The organism is Candidatus Pseudoscillospira sp. SGI.172 (assembly GCF_050313575.1).
GTDB lineage: Bacteria > Bacillota > Clostridia > Oscillospirales > Oscillospiraceae > Vermiculatibacterium.
The window spans coordinates 14674-26982 of the sequence record NZ_JBNPLQ010000005.1; the positions used below are offsets into that span (position 1 = coordinate 14674).

A 12309-nucleotide genomic window follows, 5' to 3' on the forward strand; every position below is an offset into this window, starting at 1 on the left:
TTTCCGGGGATCAGTTCCGCCCAAAGAGGACGGGGACCGCGTAGTCCAGGACTTCACGACGGACCTTCTCCGCATCGATGGTGCGGAACTCCCCGTTTTCATATATGACCTTGCCCCGGCACATATTCAGGATGACGTTGCCGCCGTGGGCGGCGTAGGCCAGGTTGTTGGCCGCGTCGTGGCAGGGGGTCAGATTGGGGGCTTCGGCATCGAGCAGGATGAGATCGGCGTCCCGGCCGGCTTCGATGACGCCGGTGTTCCGGCCCAGGGCCCGGGCGCCGTTCACCGTGGCCATCTCCAGCGCGTCCCAGGCATTCAGGGCCAGCGGGTCGCACCGCACGCCGTTTTGGAGGATGGCGGCGATCTTCAGATCGGCGAAGAGGTCGGTGGCGTTGTTGGAGGAGACGCCGTCAGTGCCCAGAGCCACGTTGACCCCGGCCTTGCGAAGATCGGGGATGGGAGCCACGCCGGAGCCCAGCTTCAGGTTGGACACCGGGTTGTGGACAGCGGAGATCCCTTTCTCGGCCATGACGGCCCAGTCCTCAGGCTCGGTCCAAACGCAGTGGGCGGCGATGGCGCGCACATCGAACACGCCGTATTTCGCCAAAGTCTGAATGGGGGTGTTCCCCCAGCGGGCCCTGCACTCCTCGTGTTCCCGCTTTGTCTCGGAGATATGCACATGCATCCCAAGCCCCCGGGATCTGGCGAAGTCCGCCGTCCACTCCCACAGACCGGGCATGGAGGTGTATTCCGCGTGGAGGGAGGCGTCGATTTGAATGCGGCCGTGGTCGTGACCGTGCCACCGGTCGGCCAGTTCGGTCTCATTGGCGCAGTCGACGCAGACGGCGGGGGAGAAGTCCTCCCCGAAGAAAACGCCGCCGCAGGAGAGGTTGGCCGAAATGCCGGCGTCGGCCGCCGCCTGCGCGATCACGCCGGTGCGCATGTACATGTCGGCGATGCAGGTGGTGCCCGAGGCGATCATCTCCATAAGTCCCAGGGAGGTGCAGGCGGCAACGGCCCGGTCGTCCCATCGGGATTCCACGGGGAAGATAAAGTCGTTCAACCAGTCCTGAAGGTTGTGACCGTCGCCGTAGCCCCGCATGGCGGTCATAGGGACGTGGGTGTGGGCGTTGACGAGGCCGGGCATGAGAATGCCGCCCCTGCCGTCGATCTCCCGATCGAAGGAGCCCGCCGGCCGGGTGACGCCCACCGAGTCGATGGTTCGGCCCTCCACCGCCACATAGGCGCCTTCCAAAACAGTGTGGGCGGGGTCCATCAAAACGGCGGTGACGTTTTTGAACAGAATTGCCATAGCATTGTTCCTTTCAGCGGTTCAGTCCCGCCGGGATGCGGCGGGCCGGTTCCAGATCCTTTCGCCGAACATAGATGCGGTATTCATAGGCGATGGGAGTCACATTTCCCACTGCGGTGCTTTTTCGTCCGCCGCAGTGAGAAACCTTGACTGTGCAGTCGATCCCAACCCCGGCCAGAGCATCCCGGATTTCGGCCTGTCGTCTGAGATCCCGGGTAAGAATCAGCTCCCCGCGGTTTAAAACAGGAATCATGCTCCAGCCGTCCTTTCCATGCAGAGGCTTCTTTTACTGGTGCAATAGAGCGGTTCTCCCAAAGCAATCTCTCTATAAAAGCTTTTTTGTCTTGAGAAAGAATGGGATGGGTCTGGTCCGGAGTTTTTATAAAAGCTCTTTTTGCCTCCTTTTTCTCTCAAGAAAAAGGAGGTCACATTTTGGAGAGGCAGGTGAGGACCAGCCGGGAGAAGGTGTCCTTGGCGGCCTCGGCGGCAGCGTTGACTTCCTCCCCGCTGAGGGGCTGATCCAGGATGCCGGCGGCCATATTGGTCAGCAGAGTGAAGCCCAGCAGCTTCATCCCGGCGTGGACAGCCGCGGTGGCCTCGGGGGCGGTGGACATGCCGCAGGCGTCGCCGCCCAGGACCCGGACGGCCCGGACCTCGGCGGGCGTCTCGAACTGGGGGCCGGGGAAGTAGCAGTAGACGCCCTCTCTCAGGGTGAGGCCCAGCTCCTTGGCGCTCTGGCGGGCGATGTCCTGAAGGGCGGGGGTGTACATGTGGGACATGTCGGGGAAGCGGGTGCCGAACTCGGGGATGTTTTCGCCCCGGAGAGGGGACTCCATAAAGAACTTGATCTGGTCGGTGATGAGCATGACCTCGCCGGCGTGCCAGGCGGTGTTGACGCACCCGGCGGCGTTGGTGACTACCAGTGTGGAGCAGCCCAGCAGCCGCAGCACCCGGGCACCGTAGGACACATCCTCGTAGGAGTAGCCCTCATAGTGGTGCATCCGGCCCTGCATGACGGCCACCTTCTGTCCGGCCAGAGTGCCGAATACCAGCTGGCCCTTGTGGCCGGGGGCGGTGGAGACCTTGAAGTGGGGGATCTCTCCGTAGGGGACGGCGATGGGGTTTTCCACCACGTCGCCCAGGAAGCCCAGGCCGGAGCCCAGGATCATGGCCACGTCAGGGGTGAAATCACCGATCCGGGTGCGGATATAGTCGGCGCTCTCTTTGTAGGATGCAAAGGGATAGCTCATAAAGAATCCTTCCTTTCGGGTGTAGATGGTAAGTTTCGGTCAATCAAGGTATTTTACACCGTTTTGCCGGAAAAAGCAATCACTGTGTAGAAAGCGGCCGCACACCGCGGAAAAGGCGGAGGAGCGCCCAGATGGGCGCTCCTCCGTTTCGGTTTATTCCGTGATCTCCACGCGGGTGATGACAGGCATGTTGAGCGGCTTGTTCCAGGTCTCCGGCCCAGAGGTGGCCACCCCGGCGATGGCGTCCAGCACGTCGAACCCGGCGGTCATCTGACCGAAGGCGGCGTATCGGCCGTCCAGCTTGTGGGCGTCCCGATGGACCACGAAAAACTGGGTCCCGGCGGTGTCGAAGCCGTCGTCCCTGGCCATGGACAGCGCGCCCCGGATGTGGGGCAGGGGATTGTCCACGCCGTTTTCCCGGAATTCCCCCTTGAGGTGGAAGCCGCTGTCTGTCATGATGTCATCGTCGGGCGAGCCGGACTGGATGACGTAATCCTTGACGATACGGCACCAGCCCAGGCCGTCAAAGAACCCGCTGCGGGCTACCCGGACAAAGCTCTCCACCGTGAGGGGGGCATACTGGGGATAGAGGGTGAACACCATCTCCCCAAAGTCCCCGGTGACAATGCGGCATTCCATTACTTGCTGACCTTGGCGTCCTTGAAGTAGAGGTTTCCGGAGGCGGTCATGTAGTAGCCGGAGACGTAGTCCTTCATAAGGAAGTCGTTGGTCTTGTAGTAGAGGGGCAGGCAGCAGTACTCTTTGGACGCCAGAGCATCGGCCTGGAGGGTGAGCTCGGCGGCGGCATCGGGGTCTGTGGTGGTCATGACCTTATCCACCAGCTTGTCGTAGTCGGGGTTGGAGTAGAAGGCGGTGTTGGTGGAGTCGCCGGTCTTGAAGAGCGGCAGGAAGCTCATGGGGTTGAGGTAGTCGGCGCTCCAGCCCATGGCGCCCACCTCGTAGTTGCCGGACTGGACGGACTCATAGTAAATGGCCCAGTCGTTGGAGGAGATCTCCACGTCGATGCCCAGGTTGTTCTTGAGCATCTCAGCCATGGCCTCCACGACCTTCTTCACGGTGTCGTCGGAGTAGTAGGACAGGCGCAGCGTGGGGAAGCCCTCGCCGCCGGGGTACCCGGCGTCGGCCAGGGCCTTCTGGGCGGCCTCCACATTGGCGGTGGCGGACAGGTCAAAGGTCTCCCGCCCCTTGGTGATGTCCATGCCGCCCACGCTGTAACCGGGGGCCAGGAAGCTGTATGCGGGGGTGGCATTGAGCTGGACCACGTTGTCGATGAGGGCCTGGCGGTCGATGGCCAGGTTCAGGGCCTTGCGGACCAGAACGTTGTCATAGGGGGTTTTGGCGCAGTTGATGTTGTAGTAGACGGTGCCGTAGTTGGGCACGGTCTGGATCCCGGCGCCGGCGGCCTTCAGCCGGGCATAATCGGCGGTGGGGATGGAGCGGATGCCGTCCACCTCGCCGGACTCATAGGCGGTGAGGGCGGTGGCGGAGTCCAGAATAAAGCGGAAGGTGAGTTTCTCCAGAGAGACGTTGGCGGCGTCCCAGTAGTTCTCGTTTTTTTCCAGTACGTAGCCCTCGCCCATCTTCAGCTGGGTCATCTTGAAGGGGCCGTTGCAGATGTAGGTGTCGGCAGCGGCGGTCCAGCGGTCGCCGTTGGCCTCGATGGTGGCCTTCTGCACCGGGTCGTAGCACCACATGCTCACCAGGTCGATGAAGAAGGAGGTGGGCTGGATGAGGGTGATCTCCAGGGTCTGGGCGTCCACGGCTTTGACGCCCAGCTCATCGGCGGTGGCGGTGCCGTCATAGAACTCCTGGGCGTTCTTGACATAGCCGGTGACCATGCTCACATACTGGGCGGTGGTGGCGGGAGTGAGCACCCGCTGGAGGGAGTAAACAAAGTCCTCGGCGGTGAGATCGCTGCCGTCGCTCCACTTCAGGCCGTCCCGGAGATGGAAGGTGTAGACCAGACCGTCGTCACTGATGTCCCAGGTCTCGGCGGCGCCGCCCACGATGGAGCCGGTGGCGTCATAGGTCACCAGGCCCTCGAAGCAGTTGGCCAGGATGTACTGGGCAAAGGAGTTGTTGGTAACGGTGGGGTCGATGCCGTCAGGCTCGTTGCTGAGCACGAAGGTCAGCTCCTGAGCGCCGGTGGCCTCGGCGGAGGGGGCGGCGCTGGGGGCGGCGGAGGACACGTCGCCGATGTTGCCGGGATCCTTGCCGCCGCAGGCGGTGAGCCCCAGGCAGAGAGCGCAGGCCAGGGCAAGAGAGACGAGCTTTTTCATTTCAGATCCTTCCTTTCGAAGTTCAGTTCTATTGACAGACGGGACACAGTTCCGCCGGATCAACCGTCAGTACAGGTGGCAGGCGGTCTGGTGGCCGGGAGAGACCTCCTTCATGCATGGGGCCTCCTGGGAACAGACTTCCTTTGCAAAGGGGCAGCGGGTGTGGAACCGGCATCCGGAGGGCGGGTTCACAGGGCTGGGCAGGTCGCCCTCGATGCCGCTTTGCTCCTTCTCCCGGGCCAGCTTGGGATTTGCCACGGGGATGGAGGAGAGGAGCCCCTGGGTGTATGGGTGGAGGGGGTGGGCGTAGATCTCCTCGGCGGCGCACAGCTCCACCAGCTGGCCCAGATACATCACACCCACCAGGTCGGAGACGTAGCGAACCATGGACAGATCGTGGGCGATGAACAGATAGGCCAGGCCCTGCTCCTGCTGATAGTCCCGCAGCAGATTCACCACCTGGGCCTGAATGGACACGTCCAGCGCGGAGATGGGCTCGTCGCAGATGACCAGCTCGGGCCGGAGCACCAGGGCCCGGGCGATGCCCACCCGCTGGCGCTGGCCGCCGGAGAACTCATGGGCGTACCGTCCGGCGTGCTCCCGGGTCAGCCCCACCCGCTCCAGCATGGGATAGACATAGTCGTTGGCCTCCTCCCTGCTCTTCACCACATGGTGGGCCAGCAGAGGCTCGGCAATGATATCCCGCACCGTCATCCGGGCGTTGAGGGAGGCGTAGGGGTCCTGAAAGATCATCTGCATCTTCTTCCGGCGGGGCTGGAGCTCCTTCTGAGACATGTGGGTGATCTCCTCGCCGTCCAGGACGATCCTGCCGCCGGTGGGGTCGTAGACCCGGATGATGGACCGGGCGCAGCTGGATTTGCCGCAGCCCGACTCTCCCACCAGACCCAAAGTCTGGCCCCGCTGAATGGAGAAGGTCACGCCGTCCACGGCGTGGACCACATCCCGGCGGTTGACCGGAAAGTGCTGGGTGAGGTCTGTGACCTCCAGAATGGGGCCGCTCATCGCGCCTCCTCCTCTCGGAAGGGATTGCCCTCGGCGGGGGCGTCCGGCTGGAGGAGCCAGCACATAGAACGGTGGCCCTCCCCCACGGCGGCGTAGGGAGGCAGCTCCCGGGCGCAGATCTGCCGGGCGTAGGGGCACCGGGGAGCAAAGGGACAGCCCGCCGGTGGATTGGTCATGTCGGGAGGGGAGCCGGGGATGGAGTCCAGCCGGGCCCCCTTGTCCTGATTCAGGGCGGGAATGGAGCGCAGCAGCCCCAACGTGTAGGGATGGCGGGGGCGCTCGAAGAGATCGTCGATGGGGGACTCTTCCATGATGAGCCCGCCGTACATCACCAGCACCCGCTGGCACAGCTCGGCCACCACGCCCAGATCGTGGGTGATGAAGATGATGGCGGTGTTCCACTCCCGCTGGAGGGCTCGCAGCTGCTTGAGGATCTGATCCTGGATGGTCACATCCAGGGCGGTGGTGGGCTCGTCTGCGATGAGCAGATCGGGCCGGTTGGCCAGGGCCATGGCGATCATCACCCGCTGGCGCATGCCGCCGGAAAACTGGTGGGGATACTGGGCAAAGCGCTTTTCCGGCTCGGGGATGCGCACGTCCTGAAAGAGGGCCAGCGCCCGTTTGCGCAGCTCCTCCCCGGACAGCTCCCTGTGGTGGATCTTGATCATTTCCTCCACCTGATTCCCCACGGGGATGAGGGGGTTGAGGGAGGACATGGGGTCTTGAAAGATCATGGCGATCTTCTGGCCGCGGATGTCCCGCAGCTGCTTTTTGGGCAGCCGGGACAGATCCCGCCCCTCAAAGAGAATGGAACTTTCTGGATCAATGCGGGCGGTGTCCGGCAGAAGGCGGAGGATGGACATGGAGGTGACGCTCTTGCCCGAGCCCGATTCCCCCACGATGCCCACGATCTCCCCCTTGTTCAGAGAGAAGCTCACTCCCCGGACGGCCTGGACCTTGCCGGAGCTGGTGAGGAAGGCGGTTTTTAAGTTGTCGACTGTCAGGATGGGTTCCATGACGCACCTCACTTTTTCAGCTTGGGATCCAGGGCGTCCCGCAGGCCGTCGCCCACGAAATTGAAGGCAAACATGATCAGGCAGATGACCAGCGCCGGAATGAAAAGCTCATAGGGGCTGGTACGCAGATTGGCGTTGGCGTCGTTGCACATGGTGCCCAGACTGGCCAGGGGGGGCTGCAGCCCGATGCCCAGATAGCCCAGGAAGGCCTCCATGAAGATGGCGGAGGGGATGAGCATGGTCACCGTCACCAGGATGGCTCCCATGGCGTTGGGGATGAGGTGCTGGGCCAGAATGGTCTTGGTGGAGGAGCCGATGGTCCGGGCTGCCAGCACGAACTCCTGCTGCTTGAGCCCCAGCACCTGACCGCGCACCACCCGGGCCATATCCACCCAGTAGACCGTGCCCAGGGCGATGATGATGCTGTGGAGCCCGGGGCCCAGGACCACCATGATGAGAATGACATAGAGGGTGAGGGGTATGGTGCTGATGATGTCCACAATGCGCATCATCACCGCGTCGGCCGCCCCGCCCAGATAGCCGGAGAGGCCGCCGTAGAGGATCCCGATGACCAGATTCACCAGCACGGCCACGAAGGCCACGGCCAGAGAAACCCGGGTGCCGTACATCAGCCGGGCCAGGATGTCCCGCCCCAGGGCGTCGGTGCCCAAAAGGTTGGTGCGGTTCCACACATGGCCGGAGGAGTAGATATTGCCGCTTTGCTCGTCGCACACCACATAGGAGCCGCCGCCGTAGTAGAGGGCCAGCTCGGTGCCGTCGCAGTCGAAGACGGACATGGATTTGCCGCTCTCCTCCCGGAGGAAGGGGAGGGGCTCTCCCAGAGTGTTGTCGCTGTTGACCCGCAGCAGCTTGAGCGCCTGGGTGATGTAGACCCGCTGGCCGTTGGGGATCTCGTAGACCTTCATCAGCGGCGGGATGTTGACCCCTCTCAGGTTTTGGTCGGCGTAGGAGTAGGGGGTGAACAGGGGACCCAGCAGGGAGAAGAGGAGCAGAAGCAGGATCATGACAAGCCCGGCGATGGCGGTGGGCTTGTGGCGGAAGCGGAACCAGACATCACCGGCAAAAGTGCGGTTTTTGCGCCAGATCTTCTCCCGGTCTTCGCTGGACTGTTCCAGCGGCGCCCATTTGTCTTCCATGGATAGGACCCCCTTCATTCGTATTTGATCCGGGGATCAATGAGGCAGTAAAACACATCCACCACCAGCACCATGGCCATCAGGAAGGCGGCGTAAAAAACGGTGACGCCCATGATGGTGGTGTAATCCCGCTGGGAAACGCTGTTGACAAAGTGGACACCGAGGCCGGGGATGGCGAAGATCTTCTCCACCACGAAGCTGCCGGTGAGCAGATTGGCCGCGGTGGGGCCCAGTACGGTGATCACGGGGAGCAGGGCATTGCGCAGGGCGTGGCGGGTGATGACCTTGAACTCACTCAGGCCCTTGGCCCGGGCGGTGCGGATGTAGTCCTGGCCCATGACCTCCAGCAGGCTCGAGCGGGTGAGCCGGGCCAGGTAGCTCACGGAGTAGCCTCCCAGAGCGATCACCGGCAGGATGTATCCCTTCCAGGAGTCCAGTCCGTAGGTGGGCAGCCACCCCAGCTTGAAGGAGAAGAGATAAATAAGGATGGAGGCGATGACAAAGGAGGGGATGGTGACGCCCACCGTGGCCACGGCCATGATGCCCATATCCTGCCATCGGCCGTTTTTCACCGCCGCCAGGATACCCATGGGAAGGGCGGCCAGCAAAACAAAGAGAATGGTGGCCGCGCCCAGCCGGGCGGAGACAGGGAAGCCGTTGACGATGAACTCATTCACCGTCTTGCCCGTATACTTGTAGGAGGGGCCCAAGTCTCCGTGGAGCAGTCCCCCCAGATAATTGACAAACTGTACGGGAAGTGGGTCGTTGAGGCCGTACTTTTCGTTGAGGGCGGCCTCCACCTCGGGGGTGACCTTCCGGTCGCTGGTGAAGGGGCCCCCGGGGACCGCGTGCATCAGGCAGAAGGTGATGAGGATAATGGCCAGCATGGCCGCCAGGGTCATTCCAAGCCGTTTGGCAAAATATTTGACCAAAGAAAGGACCTCCCTCCGACGAGAACACTTTTACGCTATGATACAGCAGCTTTTTAGTGTGCTAAATAAAACGGGGATAAAAACAAGGCGCTTGGAAATGACATCCAACACTGCGCCCGTGTACCCGTGTAAAATTAAGTTCTATTTTACAGCAAATTTTGCACCGTGGCAAGATAAAAATTGCAAAAGCCGGAGGCGGTTATTGGCCGCCTCCGGCTTTTGAAAAAGAATCGCAGACGAATTGTGCAGGAGTGACGGACACCGTCCATCATGAGCCGGCCGCGTCCGGACCCAGGAGAAGGGGCTGGAGCTGGCGCTGGGCCAGGGCGGCGGAGATGGCGTCGGGCACCAGAGAGAAATCGGAGACCAGGGACGTGGGTTTTTCACCGGGGTCGTCCTGGCGGAAGGGGACAAAGTACACGTGCTTTTTGTCCAGGAGAGTCCCGATGCTTTTGGCGGAGGAGGCCAGACCGTCGTTGGTGGAAATGGCGATGACCAGAGGCCGGCTGTTGCGGAGATGGGCCTTGGCGGCCAAAGTGACGGTAGAATCGGTGATTCCGGCGGCCAGTTTTCCCAGAGTGTTCCCGGTACACGGACAGATGACCAGAACGTCAAAAAGCTTTTTGGGGCCGATGGGCTCCGCTTTCAGCATGGTGTCAATGACTCGACGGTCACAGATGCGCTCCATCTCCCGCATAAAATCATGGGCGTTGCCAAAACGGGTGTCGCAGGCGGCGGAGGTTTCCGAGACCACGCACGTCACGTCTCCAAAGCGGGCTTTGACCCGCTCCAAGGCCTCCATGGCTTTGGAATACGTACAAAAAGAACCGCAGAAGGCAAACCCTACGCGGCAGAGCTGCTGCTCCATAGTCACACTCCCAATTCTGTCAAGATGTTGTAGACGGTGTTCTTGATGGCCAGCCCGGCGGTGACGGGGGCAGTCTTTCCGGGGAGGGAAAGGGCCCAGATGACTTTGACGCCCAGTTCGGCCGCCGCCGCAAAGTCCACCCCCCCGGGTTTGGAGGCCAGGTCGATGATCAGACAGCCGCCGCTGATGTCGGACAGCTCCGCCCAGCCCAAGACCGGGGCGGGGACGGTGTTGATCACCAGGTCGTAGCCGCACAGCCAGCCGGAGAGCTGGTCGGAGCGTTCCACCCCGTAGCCGCAGGTCTGTGCCCAGGCCAGGTCGGTCCAGCTCCGGGCGGCCACGCTGACCAGGGCTCCCAGGCCCTTCAGCTGTCCGGCCAGGACTTTGCCCAGCCGGCCGTAGCCGATGACCAGCACCCGGGCACGGTGCAGGGTGATGGGAAGCTCCTCCATGGCGATTTGGATGGCGCCTTCGGAGGTGGGAACCGCGTTTGCCACCGCAAGTTCCTCCCGGGTGAAGTAGTCCCGGAACACAAGCCCCTTGCCTTCAGCGGCCTCCCGGAGATCAGAATCGGCCATCCCGGCACAGAGGAGCTGCCCCGGACAGAGTGGAGCGAGGACCTGGCTCAGGGTGAGGCGCTGGCTGGAGAGGGGGGCGTTGAGGCGTTCGCCCTCTGCCGCGGGAAGCGGGAGGATCACGCAGTCGGCCAGCGCCGCGCCCGCCAGACTGTCGGCGGCCAGAGCAGGTTCTCCGCCCCGTTCCAGCGCGTAGGTATGTACGGTGTGCCCGTCCTCGGAGAGGGATCGGGCCAGAGCCATCTGCCTTGGGTCCCCCCCGATGACCCAGAAATTCAATCGCTGCCGCATAGGCGTTCCCTCCATATCACTTGCTGGGCCATCCTATGCCGGAGCAGAAAAGAGGGTTCGCCCCGTGTTTGCGGGGAGGGCTGACTTTCGTCGGTTTTACAGGAGAAAAAGTTTGACAGTATAAGGATTCTCGGATACACTGATTCATGGAATAGAACGGGATCGGCGAGGGCTGGTCTCAGACAAAAATCGAGAAAAGGAGACTCCGATGAATTATCAAGCAATGTACCAAGAGAAGCTGACCTCCGCAGAGGAGGCTGTGAAGACGGTCCGGTCCGGTGACTGGGTGGATTACGGCTGGTGCGTGGGGACACCCCGGGCGCTGGACAAGGCGCTGGCTGGGCGGTACCGGGAGCTGACCGATGTGAAGATCCGCGGCGGCGTTCTGTTTGAGAAGCCTGCCGTGATGCAGGTGCCCGACACAGCGGAGCACTTTACCTGGAATTCCTGGCACATGTCCGGCGTAGAGCGGAAAATGATCGCCGACGGCACCGCTTTTTATGCCCCCATGCGCTATTCTGAACTGCCTCGGTTCTACCGGGAAAACGTGAACGTGGATGTGGTCATGATCCAGGTGGCCCCCATGGACGACTTCGGCTATTTTAATTTCGGCCCCAGTGCCTCCCATTTAAAGGCGGCCTGCGACGCGGCCAAGACCGTCATTGTGGAGGTCAACCGGAACATGCCCCGGTGCCTGGGCGGCTTTGACGAGGGGGTCCATATCTCTCAGGTGGCCCACGTCGTGGAGGGGGAGAACCCCGCCATGTGGCAGCTGGGCGGCGGCGGCGCGCCCACCGCGGTGGATCAGGCGGTGGCCGATCTCATCGTCCCCCAGATCCCTGACGGGGCCTGCCTGCAGCTGGGTATCGGCGGGATGCCCAACGCCGTGGGCTCCATGATCGCCAAGTCCGATCTGAAGGACCTGGGCGTTCACACCGAGATGTACGTAGACGGCTTTGTGGATATCGCCATGGCGGGCAAGATCACCGGCGCGCGGAAGAACCTGGACCGGGGCCGCCAGACCTACGCCTTTGCCGCCGGGACCCAAAAGCTCTACGACTACCTGGCCGACAACCCCGCCTGCATGAGCGCGCCGGTGGACTACACCAACGACGTGCGGGTGGTGGCCCAGCTGGACAACTTCATCTCCATCAACAACGCGGTGGATCTGGATCTCTTCGGCCAGGTGAACGCCGAGTCCGCCGGGGTCAAGCACATCTCCGGCACCGGCGGCCAGCTGGATTTTGTGATGGGCGCATACCTCTCCAAGGGCGGCAAGAGCTTTATCTGCCTGTCCTCCACCGTGACCGGAAAGGACGGCACGGTCAAGAGCCGCATTGTCCCCACCCTGACCCCCGGCTCCATCGCCACCGATCCCCGCACCTGTGTGCAGTATCTGGTGACCGAGTACGGCATGGTCAATCTCAAGGGCCTGTCCTCCTGGGAGCGGACCGAGGCCATCATTTCCATCGCCCATCCCGATTTCAGGGACGAGCTGATCAGTCAGGCGGACAAGATGCACATCTGGCGGAGATCCAGCAAGCGGTAACGCGGCGCAATCAGTGCGCCGGGGGAAGAGGGGCCG

The 12309-nt window shown here is 62.5% G+C and carries 12 protein-coding genes; 1 reads left to right on the forward strand and 11 read right to left on the reverse strand.

The features are described 5' to 3' along the window. Positions 1 to 10: 10 nt before the first annotated feature. The 11 genes from ACQRD3_RS03340 to ACQRD3_RS03390 all read right to left on the reverse strand — a co-directional run bounded on the left by ACQRD3_RS03340 (position 11) and on the right by ACQRD3_RS03390 (position 10724). Entirely contained in the window at positions 11 to 1312 is a 1302-nt protein-coding gene (locus tag ACQRD3_RS03340; protein ID WP_427779835.1) for an amidohydrolase family protein, read from the reverse strand. A gap of 13 nt (positions 1313 to 1325) precedes the next feature. Next, a complete protein-coding gene (locus ACQRD3_RS03345; RefSeq protein WP_080906657.1) occupies positions 1326 to 1565 on the reverse strand; it encodes a hypothetical protein in 240 nt (79 codons plus the stop codon). Positions 1566 to 1737: 172 nt separating this feature from the next. Next, positions 1738 to 2562 (reverse strand): purine-nucleoside phosphorylase, encoded by an 825-nt coding sequence (locus tag ACQRD3_RS03350; RefSeq protein ID WP_080906658.1) that lies wholly within the window; start codon positions 2560 to 2562, stop codon positions 1738 to 1740. Between the two features lie 153 nt (positions 2563 to 2715). Beyond that, positions 2716 to 3201 (reverse strand): peptidylprolyl isomerase, encoded by a 486-nt coding sequence (locus tag ACQRD3_RS03355; RefSeq protein ID WP_080906659.1) that lies wholly within the window; start codon positions 3199 to 3201, stop codon positions 2716 to 2718. Beyond that, positions 3201 to 4862 (reverse strand): peptide ABC transporter substrate-binding protein, encoded by a 1662-nt coding sequence (locus ACQRD3_RS03360; RefSeq protein WP_427779838.1) that lies wholly within the window; start codon positions 4860 to 4862, stop codon positions 3201 to 3203. The genes ACQRD3_RS03355 and ACQRD3_RS03360 overlap by 1 nt, the downstream gene beginning before the upstream one ends. A 66-nt stretch (positions 4863 to 4928) precedes the next feature. Further along, positions 4929 to 5885: an oligopeptide/dipeptide ABC transporter ATP-binding protein gene (locus tag ACQRD3_RS03365; protein WP_080906661.1), complete on the reverse strand. Its 957-nt coding sequence runs from the start codon at positions 5883 to 5885 to the stop codon at positions 4929 to 4931. After that, positions 5882 to 6901, reverse strand: a complete 1020-nt coding sequence (locus ACQRD3_RS03370) for an ABC transporter ATP-binding protein (protein WP_080906662.1) — start codon at positions 6899 to 6901, stop codon at positions 5882 to 5884. Before ACQRD3_RS03370 ends, ACQRD3_RS03365 begins: the two co-directional genes overlap by 4 nt. Before the next feature lie 8 nt (positions 6902 to 6909). Next, positions 6910 to 8058, reverse strand: coding sequence for an ABC transporter permease (locus ACQRD3_RS03375; protein ID WP_080906663.1), 1149 nt, complete (start codon positions 8056 to 8058; stop codon positions 6910 to 6912). Between the two features lie 14 nt (positions 8059 to 8072). Beyond that, positions 8073 to 8990 (reverse strand): ABC transporter permease, encoded by a 918-nt coding sequence (locus tag ACQRD3_RS03380; RefSeq protein WP_427779841.1) that lies wholly within the window; start codon positions 8988 to 8990, stop codon positions 8073 to 8075. 268 nt (positions 8991 to 9258) lie between these two features. After that, positions 9259 to 9858 carry a dipicolinate synthase subunit B gene (locus ACQRD3_RS03385; protein WP_080906665.1) on the reverse strand — a complete coding sequence of 200 codons (600 nt, stop codon included), beginning with the start codon at positions 9856 to 9858 and terminating at the stop codon, positions 9259 to 9261. A 2-nt stretch (positions 9859 to 9860) separates the two neighbouring features. After that, positions 9861 to 10724 (reverse strand): dipicolinate synthase subunit DpsA, encoded by an 864-nt coding sequence (locus ACQRD3_RS03390; protein WP_427779844.1) that lies wholly within the window; start codon positions 10722 to 10724, stop codon positions 9861 to 9863. A 208-nt stretch (positions 10725 to 10932) separates the two neighbouring features. On the opposite strand from ACQRD3_RS03390, the gene ACQRD3_RS03395 reads away from it, so the two are divergent. After that, on the forward strand, positions 10933 to 12273 hold the full coding sequence (locus tag ACQRD3_RS03395; protein ID WP_080906667.1) for a butyryl-CoA:acetate CoA-transferase: 1341 nt from the start codon (positions 10933 to 10935) through the stop codon (positions 12271 to 12273). Positions 12274 to 12309 lie beyond the last annotated feature (36 nt).